The 17,682-nt window shown below is 67.7% G+C and carries 16 protein-coding genes; 8 read left to right on the top strand and 8 right to left on the bottom strand.

The genetic code is table 11. From position 1 onward, the window contains the following. The first annotated feature begins 29 nt into the window (after nucleotides 1–29). The gene (locus tag AZOLI_RS28605; RefSeq protein WP_014250148.1) at nucleotides 30–1,136 is read left to right on the top strand and encodes a mechanosensitive ion channel family protein; all 1,107 of its coding nucleotides are present in this window, start codon (nucleotides 30–32) and stop codon (nucleotides 1,134–1,136) included. A 22-nt stretch (nucleotides 1,137–1,158) separates the two neighbouring features. Here the strand turns inward: AZOLI_RS28605 and AZOLI_RS28610 are convergent, their stop codons facing one another. Then, complete coding sequence (locus AZOLI_RS28610; RefSeq protein WP_014250149.1) at nucleotides 1,159–2,469, bottom strand: MFS transporter; 1,311 nt, start codon at nucleotides 2,467–2,469, stop codon at nucleotides 1,159–1,161. 181 nt (nucleotides 2,470–2,650) lie between these two features. On the opposite strand from AZOLI_RS28610, the gene cyoA reads away from it, so the two are divergent. From cyoA to AZOLI_RS28645, 7 genes are all read left to right on the top strand, one after another. Next, on the top strand, nucleotides 2,651–3,760 hold the full coding sequence (cyoA, locus tag AZOLI_RS28615) for a ubiquinol oxidase subunit II (RefSeq protein ID WP_044553548.1): 1,110 nt from the start codon (nucleotides 2,651–2,653) through the stop codon (nucleotides 3,758–3,760). Between the two features lie 14 nt (nucleotides 3,761–3,774). After that, nucleotides 3,775–5,772: a cytochrome o ubiquinol oxidase subunit I gene (gene cyoB, locus AZOLI_RS28620; RefSeq protein WP_014250151.1), complete on the top strand. Its 1,998-nt coding sequence runs from the start codon at nucleotides 3,775–3,777 to the stop codon at nucleotides 5,770–5,772. 24 nt (nucleotides 5,773–5,796) lie between these two features. Beyond that, nucleotides 5,797–6,435: a cytochrome o ubiquinol oxidase subunit III gene (gene cyoC / locus AZOLI_RS28625; RefSeq protein WP_044553647.1), complete on the top strand. Its 639-nt coding sequence runs from the start codon at nucleotides 5,797–5,799 to the stop codon at nucleotides 6,433–6,435. Then, nucleotides 6,432–6,848 carry a cytochrome o ubiquinol oxidase subunit IV gene (gene cyoD, locus AZOLI_RS28630; RefSeq protein WP_014250153.1) on the top strand — a complete coding sequence of 139 codons (417 nt, stop codon included), beginning with the start codon at nucleotides 6,432–6,434 and terminating at the stop codon, nucleotides 6,846–6,848. Before cyoC ends, cyoD begins: the two co-directional genes overlap by 4 nt. Beyond that, entirely contained in the window at nucleotides 6,845–7,615 is a 771-nt protein-coding gene (locus AZOLI_RS28635) for an SURF1 family protein (protein ID WP_014250154.1), read from the top strand. Before cyoD ends, AZOLI_RS28635 begins: the two co-directional genes overlap by 4 nt. A gap of 77 nt (nucleotides 7,616–7,692) precedes the next feature. Beyond that, complete coding sequence (locus AZOLI_RS28640) at nucleotides 7,693–9,000, top strand: ATP-binding protein (protein ID WP_044553552.1); 1,308 nt, start codon at nucleotides 7,693–7,695, stop codon at nucleotides 8,998–9,000. Further along, nucleotides 8,993–9,553 (top strand): response regulator transcription factor, encoded by a 561-nt coding sequence (locus AZOLI_RS28645; protein WP_014250156.1) that lies wholly within the window; start codon nucleotides 8,993–8,995, stop codon nucleotides 9,551–9,553. Before AZOLI_RS28640 ends, AZOLI_RS28645 begins: the two co-directional genes overlap by 8 nt. A 123-nt stretch (nucleotides 9,554–9,676) precedes the next feature. Here AZOLI_RS28645 and AZOLI_RS28650 read toward each other — a convergent pair whose 3' ends face one another. From AZOLI_RS28650 to AZOLI_RS28680, 7 genes are read right to left on the bottom strand one after another with little or no spacing between them, the layout of a single operon-like run. Next, nucleotides 9,677–10,771 carry a CgeB family protein gene (locus AZOLI_RS28650; RefSeq protein WP_014250157.1) on the bottom strand — a complete coding sequence of 365 codons (1,095 nt, stop codon included), beginning with the start codon at nucleotides 10,769–10,771 and terminating at the stop codon, nucleotides 9,677–9,679. Beyond that, nucleotides 10,768–11,862: a CgeB family protein gene (locus tag AZOLI_RS28655; protein ID WP_014250158.1), complete on the bottom strand. Its 1,095-nt coding sequence runs from the start codon at nucleotides 11,860–11,862 to the stop codon at nucleotides 10,768–10,770. Before AZOLI_RS28655 ends, AZOLI_RS28650 begins: the two co-directional genes overlap by 4 nt. Continuing rightward, nucleotides 11,859–12,983 carry a CgeB family protein gene (locus tag AZOLI_RS28660; RefSeq protein WP_014250159.1) on the bottom strand — a complete coding sequence of 375 codons (1,125 nt, stop codon included), beginning with the start codon at nucleotides 12,981–12,983 and terminating at the stop codon, nucleotides 11,859–11,861. The genes AZOLI_RS28655 and AZOLI_RS28660 overlap by 4 nt, the downstream gene beginning before the upstream one ends. Beyond that, nucleotides 12,980–14,131: a glycosyltransferase family 4 protein gene (locus AZOLI_RS28665; protein ID WP_014250160.1), complete on the bottom strand. Its 1,152-nt coding sequence runs from the start codon at nucleotides 14,129–14,131 to the stop codon at nucleotides 12,980–12,982. The genes AZOLI_RS28660 and AZOLI_RS28665 overlap by 4 nt, the downstream gene beginning before the upstream one ends. After that, nucleotides 14,116–15,408, bottom strand: a complete 1,293-nt coding sequence (locus AZOLI_RS28670; RefSeq protein WP_014250161.1) for a TIGR04295 family B12-binding domain-containing radical SAM protein — start codon at nucleotides 15,406–15,408, stop codon at nucleotides 14,116–14,118. Before AZOLI_RS28670 ends, AZOLI_RS28665 begins: the two co-directional genes overlap by 16 nt. Then, nucleotides 15,408–16,475 (bottom strand): SDR family NAD(P)-dependent oxidoreductase, encoded by a 1,068-nt coding sequence (locus AZOLI_RS28675; protein ID WP_014250162.1) that lies wholly within the window; start codon nucleotides 16,473–16,475, stop codon nucleotides 15,408–15,410. Before AZOLI_RS28675 ends, AZOLI_RS28670 begins: the two co-directional genes overlap by 1 nt. Further along, nucleotides 16,472–17,584, bottom strand: coding sequence for an NAD-dependent epimerase/dehydratase family protein (locus tag AZOLI_RS28680; protein WP_014250163.1), 1,113 nt, complete (start codon nucleotides 17,582–17,584; stop codon nucleotides 16,472–16,474). Before AZOLI_RS28680 ends, AZOLI_RS28675 begins: the two co-directional genes overlap by 4 nt. Nucleotides 17,585–17,682: the final 98 nt, after the last annotated feature.

Here is a 17,682-nt window from a genome sequence, read left to right on the forward strand (position 1 = left end):
ATCACCAGGAACCGGATCCACAGGAACCGATGGAATTTCCGATCTCCTCCACGGTCGCCGCCTTCCTGGCGCCGGTCGTCGCCGTGGCCATCGCGATTGCCCTTCACGAGGTGGCATGGCGGGTGCTGCAACGGCTGTTCCGCCCGACCAACGCGCCGGTGCTGAGCCGGGTCGTCCGCGCCGGCAGGACCGCCACCCGCTTCGCCCTCGTCTTCGCGGCCCTTCTCGCCTCGGTGCCGGCACTGCCGCTGCCCGCCACCGCGATGGAGATGCTGGCCCGCGCCGTCGGCATCGGTTTCATCGGCGCGCTGGGCTGGGCCGTCGCCGGCAAGGTCGGGGCGGTGTTCGACGCCTATCTGGACCGCAGCGGCCCCAACGAGCGCGGATTCGAATGGCGGCGGCGGCGGACCAAGCTGACGGTGTTCCGGCGGCTGGCCCTGCTGACCGTCCTGGGCATCACCGCCGGCTTCATGCTGATGACCGTGCCGCTGGTGCGGACCATCGGCATCAGCCTGTTCGCCTCGGCCGGCGTCGCCGGCATCGTGCTGGGCATCGCCGCCCGGCCGACCATCGCCAACCTGATCGCCGGCATCCAGATCGCGCTGACCCAGCCGATCCGGATCGGCGACTCGGTGGTGGTCGAGGGCGAGTGGGGCAATGTCGACGAGATCACCTCGACCTATGTCGTCGTCCGCATCTGGGATGACCGGAGGCTGATCGTTCCGCTGGGGTATTTCCTGGAAAAGCCCTTCCAGAACTGGACCCGCGACGCGCCGAACATCCTGGGCTCGGTGATGCTGTATGTCGATTACTCGGTGCCGATCCCGGCGCTGCGCGACCAGCTGCGCAAGGTGCTGGACAGCACCAGCCTGTGGGACAAGCGGGTGTGGAACCTGCAGGTCACCGACCTGAAGGAACACACGATGGAGCTTCGCGCCCTGGTCAGCGCCCCCGATGCCGGCACGGCCTGGGACCTGCGCTGCCTCGTGCGCGAGGAGATGATCCGTTTCCTGACGGAGCAGTATCCGGGATCGCTGCCACGCGAACGGCTGGATCTGGCGCGGCCGGCTTCGGGCGCCGCCGGCGAGCGGCTGGCGTCCATGGAATCCGGAGTGGGGGCCAACGGGCAGACCTGAACCCGCCCGTTGGATAGGAACGTCATGAAGACAGGGTCTTGTTGATCCGCAGAGCCACCAGCGTGCAGACCGCACCCGACAGCAGGTAGAGGCCGGAAGCGACCAGCCCGAACTGGCTGGACAGGTAGAGCGCGACGAAGGGCGCGAAGCCCGCCCCGAACAGCCACGCCAGATCGGAGGTCATGGCCGAACCGGTGTAGCGGTATTGCTGGCTGAAGCCCGACGCCACCGAGCCCGACGACTGGCCGAAGGACAGGCCGAGGATGACGAAGCCCACCACCATGAACACCGCCTCGCCGGTCTGCCCGCCGTCGAGCAGCAGCGGGGCGAAGCCGCTGAACACCGCGATGGCGGCGGCGCAACTGCCCAGCAGGGTCCGCCGCCCGACCCGGTCGGCGATAAAGCCGGACGCGACGATGGCGGCGATGCCGAAGGCGGCGGCGATCACCTCGATCACCAGGAACGCCCCGGTCTCATGCTGTGCGTTCAGGAAGATCCAGGACAGCGGGAAGACGGTGACCATGTGGAACAGGGCGAAGCTGGCCAGCGGCGCGAAGGCGCCGATCACCACGCGCTTGCCCTCCATCTGCAGCGTCTCGATCACCGGGGCGGGCTGCAGTTCGCGGTTCGTGAACAGCCGCTCGAACTCCGGCGTCTGGACCAGACGCAGCCGGGCGAACAGCGCCACCACATTGATGGCGAAGGCGACGAAGAAGGGATAGCGCCAGCCCCAGGCGAAGAAATCCTCCGCCGACAGGCTGTTGACCATGTAGGCAAACAGACCGCTCGCCACGATCAGGCCGATGGGCGCGCCCAGCTGCGGGATCATCGCATACCAGCCACGCTTGTTCGCCGGCGCATTCATCGCCAGCAGCGAGGCCAGCCCATCCCAGGTGCCGCCCAGCGCCACGCCCTGCCCGACGCGGGACAGCGCCAGCAACCAGGCGGATGCGATGCCGATCGCCTCATATCCCGGCAGGAAGGCCAGCGCCACCGTCGACCCGCCCAGCAGGAACAGGGCGATGGTCAGCTTGGCGCTGCGCCCGTAGCTGTCATCGATGGCCATGAAGATGAAGGTGCCGATCGGCCGCGCAACGAAGGCCAGCGCGAAGATGGCGAAAGACCAAAGGGTGCCCGTCAGCGGATCGACATAGGGAAACACCAGCTTCGGAAAGACGATCACGGAAGCAATAGCGTAAACGAAGAAGTCGAAGAACTCGGAGGTTCGGCCGATGATCACGCCGATGGCAATTTCTCCGGGATTCACCCCGTGATGCCGCGCGTTCACCAGCCTCGCATCCCGTTCGACCGCCGCAATCGATGAAGTCGTCATGTCGGCCCCGGCTGCGTTATTTCGCTTGCGATGATCCGTAGATCATACAATATGTCACCGCAACATTCGGTGATCTGTCAAGCGCGCAGGAGTCGGGGCATTGGACAAATTGTCCAATGTCGCCGCTGGGGCATGGACGCTAGCTGTCTCCCCAAAGCAAACCTTTGATACAGGTCCTGCCTTGAGCCGTTATCGCGCAATCGCCCTGCTGCCAGTGATGGCGGCGTTGAGTGGCTGCAACCTGGTCGTGCTGAACCCGGCCGGCGACGTTGCCAGCCAGCAGGGAGACCTCGTGGTCATCTCCACCCTGCTGATGCTGCTGATCATTGTCCCGGTCATGGCGCTTACCGTGCTGTTCGCCTGGCGTTACCGTCAGTCGAATAACACAGCCCGCTACGAACCGGACTGGGACCATTCGACGCAGCTTGAACTGGTGATCTGGGCAGCCCCGCTGCTGATCATCATCTGCCTGGGGGCCATCACCTGGGTCACCACCCACAAGCTCGACCCCTACCGTCCGCTCGACCGCATCGCGGCCGACAAGCCACTGCCGGCCGGCGTGAAGCCGCTGGACGTGCAGGTGGTGGCGCTCGACTGGAAATGGCTGTTCGTCTATCCCGAATACGGCATCGCGTCCGTGAACGAGATGGCGGCGCCGGTCGACCGTCCGATCCGCTTCAGCCTCACCGCCTCCACGGTGATGAACTCCTTCTACGTTCCGGCGCTGGCGGGCATGATCTATGCCATGCCGGGCATGGAGACGAAGCTCCACGCCGTGATCAACGAGCCGGGGACCTACAAGGGCTTCTCGTCCAACTACAGCGGCGCCGGCTTCTCGCACATGCGCTTCGCCTTCCTCGGCCTGTCGGACCAGGATTTCGAAGGCTGGGTGTCGAAGGTGAAGTCGACCGCCACCCCGCTCGACCGCAACGCCTACATCGCGCTTGAGAAGCCGAGCGAGGCGGTTCCGGTCCAGCATTTCGGCACCGTCGATCCGAAGCTGTTCAACGCCGTCGTGAACCTGTGCGTGCGCCCCGGCACCATGTGCATGAGCGACATGGCCGCCATCGACCGTGCGGGCGGGCTGAACGCCGGCGGCATGGCCGCGGCCAACGGAATCCTGCGGGCCAACACGCTGGCCGGCTTCCCGGATACGCAGCCGACCGGCCTGTGCACCGTCGCCGAGGCGGTCGAAGCCGCCGCAAACTCGGGCGCCGTGCAGCGCCCCACCGTCACGCCGATCAGCGCGTCCGCCTCCCAGGCCGGGCCGCAGCGGCTGGCCAATCCCTGATTGGGCACACCGGCATGCTTGAGACACTGACGACCTTCCTGTTCGGGCGCCTCAGCCTGAACTCCTTCCCCTATCACGAGCCGATCGTGGTCGCGACCTTCTTCGCGGTCATGCTCGGCGGCATCGCGCTGGTCGCGGCCCTCAGCTATTTCAAGCTGTGGGGCTACCTGTGGCGGGAGTGGTTCACCACCGTCGACCACAAGCGCATCGGCATCATGTACATGATCCTGGGCCTGATCATGCTGCTGCGCGGCTTCGCCGACGCCATCATGATGCGCGCCCAGCAGGCCATCGCCTTCAACGGCAGCGAGGGCTACCTCAACGCCCACCACTACGATCAGGTCTTCACCGCCCACGGTGTGATCATGATCTTCTTCGTCGCCATGCCGCTGGTGACGGGGCTGATGAACTATGTCGTGCCGCTGCAGATCGGCGCGCGCGACGTGTCCTTCCCGTTCCTGAACAATTTCAGCTTCTGGATGACCGTCGGCGGCGCCGTGCTGATCATGATCTCGCTGTTCGTGGGCGAGTTCGCGCGCACCGGCTGGCTGGCCTATCCGCCGCTGTCGGGGATCGAGGCCAGTCCCGACGTCGGCGTCGACTATTACATCTGGGCCTTGCAGGTGGCGGGCGTCGGAACGACGCTGTCGGGCATCAACCTGATCTGCACGATCGTGAAGATGCGCGCGCCCGGCATGACCATGATGAAGATGCCGGTATTCACCTGGACCTCGCTCTGCACCAACGTCCTGATCGTCGCCTCCTTCCCGGTCCTGACCGCCGTGCTTGTCCTGCTGTCGCTGGACCGCTATGTCGGCACCCATTTCTTCACGAGCGACATGGGCGGCAACCCCATGATGTACGTGAACCTGATCTGGATCTGGGGCCACCCGGAAGTCTACATCCTGATCCTGCCCTGCTTCGGCATCTTCTCGGAAGTGACCTCCACCTTCTGCGGCAAGAAGCTGTTCGGCTACACCTCGATGGTCTACGCGACCGTCGTCATCACCATCCTGTCCTACCTGGTGTGGCTGCACCACTTCTTCACCATGGGTTCGGGCGCCAGCGTGAACTCGTTCTTCGGCATCACGACGATGATCATCTCGATCCCGACGGGTGCGAAGATCTTCAACTGGCTGTTCACCATGTACCGCGGCCGCATCCGGTTCGAGCTGCCGATGATGTGGACGATCGCCTTCATGCTGACCTTCGTGATCGGTGGCATGACCGGCGTGCTGCTGGCGGTTCCGCCGGCCGACTTCGTGCTGCACAACAGCCTGTTCCTGATCGCCCACTTCCACAACGTCATCATCGGCGGCGTGCTGTTCGGCCTGTTCGCCGGCATCTACTACTGGTGGCCCAAGGCCTTCGGCTTCCGCCTGGATCCGTTCTGGGGCAAGGTGTCCTTCTGGTGCTGGGTGATCGGCTTCTACGCCGCCTTCATGCCGCTCTATGTCCTGGGCCTGATGGGCGTCACCCGCCGCCTGCGCGTGTTCGAGGACCCGTCTCTGCAGATCTGGTTCCAGATCGCCGCGGTCGGCGCCGTCCTGATCGCCATGGGCATCGGTGCCTTCCTGGTCCAGATCGCCGTCAGCGTCCTGAAGCGCCGCCAGCTGGTCGACGTCACCGGCGACCCGTGGGACGGCCGCACCCTGGAATGGGCGACCTCCTCGCCGCCGCCGGGCTACAACTTCGCCTTCACGCCGGTGATCCACGACAATGACGCGTGGTGGGACATGAAGAAGCGCGGCTATGCCCGTCCGCTGGACGGCTACCGCCCGATCCACATGCCCGCCAACACCGGCACCGGCGTAATCCTGGCCGGCATCAGCACGGCGCTCGGCTTCGCCCTGGTCTGGCACATCTGGTGGCTGGCGGCGCTGAGCTTCATCGGCCTGCTGGTTGTCGCCATCAGCCATACCTTCAACTACAACCGCGACTTCCACATTCCGGTGGAGGAGGTCGTTCGGACCGAGAACGAGCGGACCCGTCTGCTCGCGGGACAGGTGTAAAGCATGACGACGACCGTTGAAGCCATGCATGGCGGCCACGCGGGGCACGACGCCCCGCGCGACGCCACCCCGCCCGTCTTCTATGTAAGGGACGAGCACGCCCACGAAGCCGCCAGCACCGCGCTCGGCTTCTGGATCTACCTGATGAGCGACTGCCTCATCTTCGCGGTGCTGTTCGCGACCTATGGCGTGCTGGGCACCAGCTACGCCGCCGGCCCGACGCCGAAGGAGCTGTTCGACCTGAATCTGGTGGCGCTGAACACGGCGATGCTGCTGTTCTCCTCCATCACCTACGGCTTCGCCATGCTGGCGATGGAGAAGGGCCGCACCGCCCAGACCCAGGGCTGGCTGGTCGTGACCCTGCTGTTCGGCCTCGCCTTCCTCGGCATCGAGCTGTACGAGTTCGCGCATCTGATCCACGAGGGGGCCGGCCCCGGCCGCAGCGCCTTCCTGTCGGCCTTCTTCACGCTGGTCGGCACCCACGGCCTGCACGTCACCTTCGGCTGCATCTGGCTGGTGACGCTGATGGTGCAGGTCGCCCGCCGCGGCCTGATCCCGGCCAACCGCCGGCGCCTGATGTGCCTCAGCATGTTCTGGCACTTCCTGGACGTGATCTGGATCGGTGTCTTCACCTACGTCTATCTGATGGGAGTGCTGCGATGAGCACCCACGCGCACGGCGACCACCACGCCCATCAGGGCCACGGTCACGGCCACGACGATCATGGCCACGGCCATCCGGAAGGCGCCCACGGCACCTTCGGCAGCTACATGATCGGTTTCGTCCTGTCGGTGATCCTGACGGTCATTCCGTTCTGGCTGGTCATGAACGGCACGTTGGACAAGGAGACCACCACGGCCGTCATCCTGGCGCTCGCCGTGGTCCAGATCCTCGTCCACATGGTGTATTTCCTGCACATGAACGGCCGCGTCGAGGGCGGCTGGTCGATGCTGGCGATGATCTTCACGATCATCGTCGTGGTCATCATGTTCGCCGGTTCGCTGTGGGTGATGTACCACATGAACCACAACATGATGCCCGGCATGACCACCCCCGACATGAGCAAGCTGCCGTGACCGGACAGCCGTCCGCGCCCCACGCGGGCGGCACGGCCAAGGGGGCCCGCCCGGTCTGGGCGCTGGCCCTCTTCGGCCTTCTGGCGCTGGCCGGCATCGCCGGCCTGACCGCGCTCGGCGTCTGGCAGCTCGAACGGCGGGCCTGGAAGCTCGACCTGATCGAGCGGGTGGAGGCGCGAATCCACGCCTCCCCCGTCCCCGCACCGGGGCCGGAGTCCTGGCCGTCCGTTTCGGCTGCATCGGCCGAATACCGGCGGGTCGCCGCCACCGGCCATTTCCTGCACGACCGCGAAACCCTGGTGCAGGCGGTTTCCGACCTCGGCGGCGGGTTCTGGGTGCTGACGCCGCTGGTCACCGACCGCGGCTTCAGCGTCCTGGTCAACCGCGGTTTCGTGCCGCCTGAAAAGCGCGATCCCGCGACCCGTGCCGAGGGGCAGCCGCAGGGAACCGTGACCGCCGCCGGCCTTCTGCGCGTCACCGAGCCGAAGGGCGGTTTCCTGCGCAGCAACGATCCGGCCGCCGACCGCTGGTATTCCCGCGACGTCGCCGCCATCGCCGCCGCCAAGGGGCTTGAGCAGGCCGCCCCCTATTTCATCGATGCCGATTCCACCCGCAATCCCGGCGGCTGGCCGGTCGGCGGGCTGACGGTGGTCAGCTTCCCCAACAGCCATCTCGGCTATGCGCTGACCTGGTTCGCGCTGGACCTGATGCTGATCGCCGCCGTCCTGTTCGTGATCCGCAGCGAGTTGCGGCGCAGACGAACCTAGAACAAGGGGCGCAACGGAAAACGGGCCTGCTAAAACTCCCCTCCCGCCGGTAACTCTCTATATAAGTCGGTGGGCTGATGAACCGGGTGAGGAACAGGACGTCTTTCGTGCGCGACACCACCGACCGCAAGAACCTGTTCCTGCTCGTCCAGCTGCGTTGGCTCGCCGTCGTCGGGCAGATCGTGACGATCCTGATCGTGCATCTGCAGATGGGAATCCGGCTGCCGCTGCTGCCGATGGCGGCGGTGATCTTCGTCCTGATCGCGCTGAACATCGCCAGCCTGATCCAGATCCGCCGCAGCGCCAGCGTTTCCAACACCCAGCTGTTCCTTGAGTTGCTGATCGACGTCTGGGCGCTGACCCTGCAGCTCTATCTCAGCGGCGGTGCATCCAACCCCTTCATATCGCTCTATCTTCTGCAGGTGGCGCTGGGTGCCGTGCTGCTGGAGGCCTGGTCGGCCTGGGCGCTGGTGCTGGTGGCGACCGCCGGCTTCACCTGGCTGATCGGCACCCACCAGCCGCTTCCCCTGCCCCATGCCCATGAGGGCGAGCTGTTCAGCCTGCACATCCAGGGAATGTTCATCTGCTTCGTACTGGCGGCGAGCCTGCTGGTCCCCTTCCTCACCCAGATCAACCGCAACCTGCGCGCCCGCGACGCCTATCTGGCGGAATTGCGCCAGCGCTCCATGGAAGAGGCGCACATTGTCCGCATGGGCCTGCTGGCGTCGGGCGCGGCGCATGAGCTGGGCACGCCGCTCGCCACCCTGTCGGTGATCCTCAACGACTGGCGCCGCATGCCGTTGCTGATGTCCGATCCCGATCTGTCGGAGGAGGTGGCGGAGATGCAGAACCAGATCGACCGCTGCAAGGCCATCGTGTCCGGCATCCTGCTGTCGTCGGGCGAGGCGCGCGGCGAGGGCACGGTGCGCACCACGGTGAAGGGCTTCCTCGACGATCTGGTGCAGGACTGGCTGTCCAGCCGCTCGCCGGCCCGCTTCGAGTACGACAACACCGTCGGCCCGCAGGAGCGGATGATCGCCGACCTTGCCCTGAAGCAGGTGCTGTTCAACGTGCTGGACAATGCGCTGGAGGCCTCGCCCGGCTGGATCGGCGTCGCGGCCCTGCGGCAGGGCGACAATCTGGTGGTGGCGGTCAACGATTCCGGTCCCGGATTCGACCCTGCCATCCTGGAGGAACTGGGCAAGCCCTACCGCTCCACCAAGAAGCGGCCGGGCAGCGGGCTCGGCCTGTTTCTGGTGGTCAATGTGCTGCGCAAGCTGGGCGGCACCGTCTCGGCCAAGAACCGGGCCGGCGGCGGCGCAACCGTCACGCTGACCCTGCCGCTGGCCGCCCTGTCGCCGGGAGGCTCCGATGGAGATGACTGAGCGGGAGACGCCCGAGCTGGACGGCGGTCCCCGCACCCTGCTGATCGTCGAGGACGACGAGTCCTTCGCGAAGGCGCTGCGCCGGTCCTTCGAGCGCCGCGGCTACGAGGTGCATGCCTGCGCCGGGCTGGAGGAGATGCGCGAGATCCTGCAGACGATGCAGCCCGACTATGCCGTGGTCGACCTGAAGCTCGCCACCGGGTCGGGGCTGGAATGCGTGAAGGAACTGCACGAGGCGGACGAGGACACCCGCATCGTCGTGTTGACCGGCTTCGCCAGCATCGCCACCGCGGTGGAGGCGATCAAGCTCGGCGCCTGCCATTATCTCGCCAAGCCCTCCAACACCGACGACATCGAGGCGGCGTTCGACCGCACCGAAGGCGACACCTCAATCGCCCCCGCCGCCCGCACCACCTCGATCAAGAATTTGGAGTGGGAACGCATCCACGAAACGCTGGTGGAGACCAACTTCAACATTTCGGAGACGGCAAGGCGGCTGGGCATGCATCGCCGCACGCTGGCCCGCAAGCTGGAGAAGAAGCGGGTGCCTTGAGGGGGGTGCGGTTGCCCCCACCCCATCCCTCCCCCGCTTCGCGGGAGAGGGGGTAGGACGCTTGTCAGAGTGAGGGTATCGAAACAGCAGCGGAGTTCCCTCTCCCGCGATAGCGGGGGAGGGTTAGGGAGGGGGCGAGAGCACTGAAGTGGCAACAGCGCTTCCCCGCTCCATCGCCGCCACCAGCTCCGTCTCCAGCGTCTCCGCCCGGTGCGCCGCCGTGTGCGCCGCCAGGATCCGCCGGCGCGCCTGTTCGCCGATCTCGCCCTCCGCGGCCGGGCGGCGCAGCACGTCCAGCACCTCGTCGGCGCTCGAAGCCAGGATGATCTCCCGCCCCGGCTCCAGCAATGTGTCGATGCCGTCCCAAATGTCGGAGACGATCGGCGTGGCGCAGGCCGCCGCTTCGAACAAGCGGACGCTGGGGCTGTAGCCGGCGCGGATCATGTCCTCGCGCGTCACGTTCAGGGTGAAGCGGCTCGCCGCGTAGAAGGCGGGATGGTCGGCCGGGGGCACATGGTGCAGCCGTTCCACATTCGCCGGCCAGACGATGTCGTCGGGATATTGCGGCCCGGCGACGACGAAGCGCAGCTCCGGCGCCCGCCTCGCCGGCTCCAGCAACAGGCGGTCCAGCGTCGGCTGGCGGTCGATGCTGTAGGTGCCGAGATAGCTGAGATCCCAGCGCTTGGGCACCGGCAGCGGCGCATAGGCCTCCGCATCCACCGAGCAATAGAGCGCCCTTGCCGCTGGTGAGCCGTACCGTTCCATCAGCCGGTCGAGCGTCGGCCCGCCGGTGAAGGAGAAATACACATCGAAGCCGGGGATGACCTCCGGCGCGAGATACTCGTAATCGCCGCGTTCCAGCTTCGCCAGGGTCACCGGCGTGTCGATGTCGTAGAAGGCGACGACACCCCGCGCGGTCTCCTGCGCCCAACGCCCGACCGCGACACCCTCCGGCACATAGGATCCGACCAGCACCGCATCCGCCCCGGCCACCGCGGCGGTGAAACGCTTCAGATCCTCAAGGTCGCTGTAGAAGGCGAGTTCGCACCAACCCGGATTCGGCAGGTCGCGGTTGTTCGCGTACCAGGGAACGTCCCGCTCCAGGAACAGGATCTCGTGCCCGCGCGCGGCGAAGGACTTCAGCAGCGCGCGGAAGGTGGTGGCATGCCCGTTGCCCCAGGAGGAGGACAGGCTGAGCCCAAGGACGACCAGCTTCATGCCGCACTCCGTTCCCGGCGGGCGGCCAGCGCGCCGCGCAACAGCTGGTCCACCTCGACCGCACGGCGGGCATAGGTGTGGCCGGCCAGGATGCGGCGGCGCGCCGCCTCGCCGATGGCGCGGGAGCGTTCAGGCGTCAGCGCGCGCAGATGCTCGGTCACGTCCTGCCCGTCGCGGGCGACCAGCACCTCCTCGTCCGGGGCCAGGAACAGTTCCACCCCCTCCCAGGCATCGGTGATCAGGCAGGCGCCGGCGCCGGCCGCCTCGAACACGCGGGTGGCGGGGGAGAAGCCGACCTCCGCCATGCTGTCGCGGGCGATGTTCAGCACCGCCTTGGCCGAGCTGTTGAAGGCGTTGTGATCGGCGGTGCCGACATGGCCGATGTGGGTGACGTTGGCCGGCAGGCCCTTGGTCTCCCAGCCGCTGCCGCCGATGATGTAGCGGGCATCCGGATTGCGCGCCGCCGGCTCCAGGAAGAAGCGCTCCACCCGCGCCTCGCGGTCGGGCAACCGGTTGCCGAGGAAGTTCAGGTCGGCGCGGAAGCGGTCCTGCGGCGGCACCGGATGGTGGGTGGACGGATCCAGCGCGTTGTAGACCGGCCGGCAGACCGGCGCCCCCATCGCCTCATAGGCCGACACCACCGGCGGACCGCCGCCATAGGTCAGCACGAAGTCCAGCTCCGGCAGGCGTCGGCGCAGCACATGGTCGGGCGCCTGCCGCAGCTCCGCCAGGGTCGCCGGGGCGTCGACGTCCCAATAGATGCGCAGGGCCTGCGGGTCGGAGGCATCCATCACGCCGTCCAGCAATTCGTCGTCGAAGACGCCGACGCCATTGGCCTTCACCACCACGTCGGCCTTGACCGCTTCGGCGATCACCGCACGGCAGGCTTCCGGCGTCGCGTCATAGACGACGACCTTGGCGTAGTCCGGCGGCTCGATGTCGCGGTGCTTCTGGCGGTCGAAGGCGTCCGGCTCGTAGAAGGTGATGTCCCAGCCATGCGTGGCCAGTTCGCTCAGCATGCCGCGGTAATAGGTGGCAGCGCCGTTCCAGTAGGAGGACAGCAGGCTGGACCCGTAAAAGGCCATCTTCATCGGGCGGACTCCTCAAGGACCGGTTCTTTTTCATTGCCGCGCAGGCTGCCGACGATGGACAGCAACTCGTCGACGCGATGGGCGCAGGTGTGGCGGGCGCGGATCGTCTCCAGCCCGTTGCGGACCAGTTCGGCGCGCAGCCCCTCGTCGCGGTCGACGGCGCGCAGATGGTGGGCCATCTCCTCGCCGTCGCGGGCGAACAGGAAGTCGCGGCCGGGGCGGAACAGCCCTTCCGCATCGCTCCACGGCGCACTGACCAGCGGGATGCTGCAGGCCAGCGCCTCGAACACGCGGATGGTCGGGATGCCCGGCAGCATTTCGACGTAGAAGCGGCGCGGCACATGGACGGTGACGCGGTGGCGGGCGAAGATCTCCGGCGCCCGCGCGTTCGGCAGCCAACCCCTGTAGGCGATGCCGTAACGCTTCAGCGTCGCCAGGGCATCCGCCGGATAGCGCACGCCGTAGATTTCCAGCGGCAGCCCGGCGGCCTTTGCCGGCGCGAAGAGGAAGCGCTCCAACTCCTCCGTCCGCTCGCCGTCACCCCAATTGCCGATCCACACCGCACCTTCACGTTGCCCTTCTTCGGCGGGCGGATGGAACAGCCGGATGTCGGCGGCCTCGTGCCAGACGAAGACGCGGCCTTCCCAACCCCAGCGGCGGTAGACCGCGGCCAGCGTCTCGCCGAAGGCCAGCACGCCGTCATAGCCGGACAGGTCGAAGGCGTTGATCGCCTCGGGGTCGCTGACCGCGCGGTGGTGGGTGTCGTGGAACAGCAGGGTGAAGCGGCCGCCGCGCTTGCGCGCTTCGCCTACGGCGGCGACCAGCGCCGGGTCGTTCCATTCATGGACGATCACCAGATCGGCGCCGTCGCAAGCCGCCTCCACATCGAAGCCCTTCGGCATGCCCTGCGACGACAGCTCCGGATAGGCGCTGCGATAGGCGTCCAGCCCGGACTCGCCATGGTCGGCCAGCAGGTTCTGCAGGCTCCAGGCGCCTTCCGGCTCCAGCACCTGCACGTCATGGCCGCGGGCGATCAGGTCGCGCAGCACCCCGCGCAGGAAATGGGCGTTGCCGTGGTTCCAGCAGGAGGCCAGCGAATGGGTGAAATAGACGATCCTCACGCAATCACCTCCGAACGCACCGGGTGCGTCACCGACCGATAGACGTCGAGCATCCCGGCGGTGAGACGGTCCATGTCATAGCGGGCGGAGCGGCGGCGGGCGGCGGTGCCGAGCCGGCGCGCCTCCAGCGGGTCGTCGAGCAGCCGGCGCAGGGTCGCGGCCAGTGCCGCGGCATCGCCCGGATCGGCGAAGATGGCGGCGCCGTCCCATAATTCGCGGAAGCTGGCGATGTCCGACAGCACCAGCGCGCAGCCGGCCTGTGCCGCTTCCAGCACCGTCAGCCCGAAGGGTTCATACAGCGGCAGCGAGGCGAAGACCGGCGCCCGCGCCATCCATCCGGCGACCGACGCACCGTCCAGCCGCCCCAGCGCCCGGGCATGGGTCAGCCCGACGCGGTGCCCGGTCGGGCTTTCCAGCGGCCCGGCGGCGAACACCGGCACGTCCAGCAACTTGGCCGCCGCGTCCAGCAGTTCGACGTTCTTGCCCGAATCCCACAGCCGCCCGGCGGTGAAGACGAAGCGTTCCCGCCCCATCGCTGCGCGGCGGGGACCGGCCTTGCGGGTATAGCGCCCGTTGCGGACCACCACCGGCGGCGCCACGCCGTAGAGTGCCGCGGTCGCATCGGCGAAGGCGGCGCTGGGCGCCACCAGCACGTCGCAGGCCCGATAGCCCCGGCGCAGCAGCTCCGTCCGCCAGCGGAAATCCTCCGGCATCCCGCCGCCGCGCACCGCTGCCCACCAGCTCGCCATGCAGGAATGGCAGACGCCGACGACCGGCATGGTGAAGCCGGCGTCGGCGGCCAAGGCCGGGCTGTTCAGATGCACGACATCGGGACCGAGCCTTGCTGCCAGATCGCCCAGCGCCTCCGCCGTGCGGCGCACCGCGGCCTCATTGGGGGCGGTCCAGTCGAGCGGCAGACCGGTGTCGATCAGCTCCAGCCCGTCCACCGCGGCGGCGGCGGCGACCTGATCGGGGTGGGGCGACGGTCCCAGCACCGCCAGCGTCACCCGTGTCCCCTGCCCCGCCAGTTCGCGCGCCAGATCCAGCGCATAGGTCCACACCCCGCCGACACTGTCGGCCGTCATCAGCACATAGGGGGGTTCCGCAGGCGGCAGTTTTCTTTGGGCACTTGTCAGCGGCAGGAGCATGCCGCCTCCAGCTCCGTCAGCGGCAAGGGCTCGTCCTCCTGGATGTCGCTCAGGCGTTCGAACTGGCCAAGGTAATGCTCGTGCGCCCGCTCCCACGCCCGGTCGTCCGGCTCGCCCCACAGGCGACGGTAATCGGGCGAGGCCGGATAGGGGTAGAGCGGCACCGGGTCGTTGGCCCACACCCCGGCGGCCAGCAGCTTCTCCCGCCAGGCCTTCACCATGTCGGCATCGTCGCCGGCCACGGCGATCAGATTGGCCTGGACGAAGGGCACGCTGCGCCGGGCATGGATCAGCCGGTCGGCCAGATCGTCGGTGCTCATCCGGCATTTCTTGTCGAGCGAGGCGCGGCCTTCCTCGGTCAGGCTTTCCACCCCGGCCTCGATCGACACGCAGCCGGCAGCCCCCAGCAGGTCGAGCATTTCCGGCTTCCACAGATCGATGCGCGTCTGCACGCCGAACTCGATGGGCCGCTCGACCAGCGCTTCCAGCAGGTCGCGCCGGGGCAGGAAGATCTCGTCGATGAAATAGACGTAGCGCACACCGGCCGCGATCAGCCCGTCGATCTCCTCCAGGATGATGGCTGTGTCGCGCCGCCGGTACTGGTCGCGGAAATCGATCTTGGCGCAGAAGCTGCAGTTGTAGGGACAGCCGCGCGACGCCTCCACCTCCGCCCCCGGCCCGACCGGTTCGGTACCGTAACGGTGGTGGTGGTGCGGGTGGCGCTGCAGCCACTCAACAGGCCAGGACAGCGCCGGCAAGTCGGTGAAGCGCGTGGCATGCGGTCCGCCGGTCACCACCAGATCGCCGTCGCGATGGAAGGCCAGCGACGGAATTTCTTCCAGCGCCGCAGCTTCCGCCAGCTTGGCGACGATCTCCTCACACTCCCCGCGCACCACCAGATCGACGCCGAGCTTGCCCAAGGTCGGCGCCGGGGTGGTGGAACCGTGCGGGCCGACCGCGACGGTTCGCCCGCCGCGCCCGCCCAGCGCTGTCAGGAACTCGCGCGGCACGCGCAGTTCCGGCTGGGCGCAGCGCCAGAACAGGTAGGTCGGCGCCGTGGTCAGCACGGTCATGCCGGGCGTAAAGGCGGCGACCCGCTCCGCCATCTCCGCGTTCGACAGGCCGTCCAGCGCGCCGTCCAGCAGCAGCACCTCGTGACCGGCCCGCTCCAGCAGCGCCTTGCTATACCCCAGCTCCAGCGGCAGATGCGCTTCGCGGCATCCGAAATAGATGCTGTGGTCGAAGCTCCAGGCCGGGTTGACCAGCGCAACCCTCATCAGGCGGCCTCCACCGAAGGGGCGGCTTCCGGAACGCCGCTCTTCTCGGCCCGCAGCCATTCGGCCAGCAGCGCCACGCCGCGCTTCCAGTCGGTCGGCTCGGCCAAGCCCAAAGCCTGCCGCGCCGCGCGGGTGTCCGACACGTAATAGCGCTGGTCGCCGGCCCGCCAGTCGCCGAAGCCGACCTCCACCTTGCGCCCCATCAGATATTCGATATGGGCGATCAGCTGGCGCAGGCTGATGGCGTTCGCCGCCCCGCCGCCGAGATTGAAGGCATGGCCCTTCACCTGCTCGATCCGTTCCCAGGCGGAGACATAGGCCTGCACCGCATCGGCGGCGAACAGCACGTCGCGCACCTGCCGGCCGTCGCCGTAGATGGTGATCGGCTCGCCGTTCAGCGCGCGGATCAGGAAATGGGCGACCCAGCCCTGATCCTCGGTCCCCATCTGGCGCGGGCCATAGATGCAGCTCATCCGCAGCACCGCCGTCGGCAGGTCGAAACTGCGGGCGTAATCCAGCACATACTGGTCCGCCGCGCCCTTGGAGCAGCCATAGGGGGTGTGGAAGTCGAGCGGCCGCACCTCCGCCACGCCATGCGCGCGGATCGCCGGGTCGACCGGCGCATAGGCGTCGTCCACCAGCTCCAGGGCCACGTCGGCGAGGTCGCCATAGACTTTGTTGGTGCTGGCGAAGATCACCGGCGTCCGCCTGCCCTGGCGGCGCACCGCTTCAAGCAGGGACAGGGTGCCGCGGATGTTCACTTCGAAATCGTCGATGGGATCGACCATGCTGGTGGTCACCGCGACCTGGGCGGCCAGATGGAACACCGCCTTGGCGTCCTTGGCGGCATCGGCCAGCGCCTGTTCGTCGCGCAGGTCGGCGGTGACGGCGCTGATGCGCGACGGGTGGCGGGCCTGCAGCCAGCGCAGGTTCCGCTCCACCCCCGGACGGCGCAGCGCGTCATAGATCAGCACGTCATGCCCGTCCGACGCCAAGCGGTCGGCAAGGTTCGATCCGATGAAGCCGGCGCCGCCGGTGATCAGGACCGGAGTCTTGCTGCCGCTCATGCCACCAGACCCCGCTCTTCCAGCTCGCGGCGGGCGTCGGCGACGCGGTCCTGCGCCTCCTGCCGGGCGACCCATTCCGCCAGTTCGGCCAGACCTTCGGAGAAATTCTCCTTCCGGTCATAGCCCAGCACGGTGCGCGCCTTGGTCAGATCGGGGATGTTGTGGCGGATGTCGCCGGCCCGCGCCTTGCCGGTGATGTCCGGCGACAGGTCGGCGCGGCCCATCGAAGCGGCCTGCATCAGCGCCACCTCCTCCACCGTCCGCTCCTCGCCGGAGCCGATGTTGAACACCTCGCCGTTGGCAGCCGGATTGTCCAGCGCCAGCAGGAAGGCACGGGCGACGTCGCGGACATGGACGAAGTCGCGGCGCTGCTGCCCATCTTCGAAGATCATCGGGCGCTGGCCGTTGGCGATGCGCGAGGCGAAGATCGCCAGCACGCCGGTGTAGGGGTTCGACAGCGCCTGCCCCGGCCCATAGGCGTTCCACAGGCGAAGGGCCGAGCCCTCCATCCCGTACTGCGCGGTCAGCGTCAGGGTCAGCCGCTCCTGCACATATTTGCCGATGGCGTAGACCGATTTCAGCGCCGGGCGCTTGCTTTCCGGCGTGCGCACCGGCACCAGCGGCCGGCCCTGCCGGTCGAGCGGGTCCCAGCTGCCGTCGGGGTTGCGGGCGCCGCGGACGAGGTCCTCCATCAGCGTGCCGTCGGCGGTGCGGTACAGCCCTTCGCCATAAATGCTCATGGACGAGGCGACGACGACGCGGCGCACCGGCTTGTCGATCAGGCGCTGGAACAGCACGGCGGTGCCGTAGTCGTTCACCGAGGTGTAGCGGTCGACCGCATACATGCTCTGCCCGACGCCGACTTCGGCCGCGAGGTGGATCACCGAATCGACGCCTTCCAGCGCACGGGCGACCATGTCGTCGTCACGCACATCGCCGACCAGCAGTTCCACGTCGGCGTCCAGTTCGTCGGGACGCTGCCGCTTGGGGTGCACCTGTTCGATCAGACTGTCGAGCACCCGGACGCGGTCGCCGCGGGCAAGCAGAGCCTTGGCGACATGGCGGCCGATGAAGCCGGCGCCGCCAGTGACGAGAACGGTCTCTCCCACAAGTCCCTCCGAGGATTTCGATACGATTCTTGACGTTGACGTGCGGAAACAGAGGGCCAGGGCCTGCGGACATCGACACCGCGAGCCCCCCGCCGATC

The organism is Azospirillum lipoferum 4B (assembly GCF_000283655.1).
In the GTDB taxonomy this organism is placed as follows: Bacteria; Pseudomonadota; Alphaproteobacteria; order Azospirillales; family Azospirillaceae; genus Azospirillum; species Azospirillum lipoferum_C.

Bases quoted from the DNA above. Each gene is read 5' to 3' on its own strand.
- AZOLI_RS28605 (WP_014250148.1), top strand. From the start codon at position 30: ATGGAATTTCCGATCTCCTCCACGGTCGCCGCCTTCCTGGCGCCGGTC.
- AZOLI_RS28610 (WP_014250149.1), bottom strand. From the start codon at position 2,469: ATGACGACTTCATCGATTGCGGCGGTCGAACGGGATGCGAGGCTGGTG.
- cyoB (WP_014250151.1), top strand. From the start codon at position 3,775: ATGCTTGAGACACTGACGACCTTCCTGTTCGGGCGCCTCAGCCTGAAC.
- cyoC (WP_044553647.1), top strand. From the start codon at position 5,797: ATGCATGGCGGCCACGCGGGGCACGACGCCCCGCGCGACGCCACCCCG.
- cyoD (WP_014250153.1), top strand. From the start codon at position 6,432: ATGAGCACCCACGCGCACGGCGACCACCACGCCCATCAGGGCCACGGT.
- AZOLI_RS28640 (WP_044553552.1), top strand. From the start codon at position 7,693: ATGAACCGGGTGAGGAACAGGACGTCTTTCGTGCGCGACACCACCGAC.
- AZOLI_RS28645 (WP_014250156.1), top strand. From the start codon at position 8,993: ATGACTGAGCGGGAGACGCCCGAGCTGGACGGCGGTCCCCGCACCCTG.
- AZOLI_RS28650 (WP_014250157.1), bottom strand. From the start codon at position 10,771: ATGAAGCTGGTCGTCCTTGGGCTCAGCCTGTCCTCCTCCTGGGGCAAC.
- AZOLI_RS28655 (WP_014250158.1), bottom strand. From the start codon at position 11,862: ATGAAGATGGCCTTTTACGGGTCCAGCCTGCTGTCCTCCTACTGGAAC.
- AZOLI_RS28665 (WP_014250160.1), bottom strand. From the start codon at position 14,131: ATGCTCCTGCCGCTGACAAGTGCCCAAAGAAAACTGCCGCCTGCGGAA.
- AZOLI_RS28670 (WP_014250161.1), bottom strand. From the start codon at position 15,408: ATGAGGGTTGCGCTGGTCAACCCGGCCTGGAGCTTCGACCACAGCATC.
- AZOLI_RS28675 (WP_014250162.1), bottom strand. From the start codon at position 16,475: ATGAGCGGCAGCAAGACTCCGGTCCTGATCACCGGCGGCGCCGGCTTC.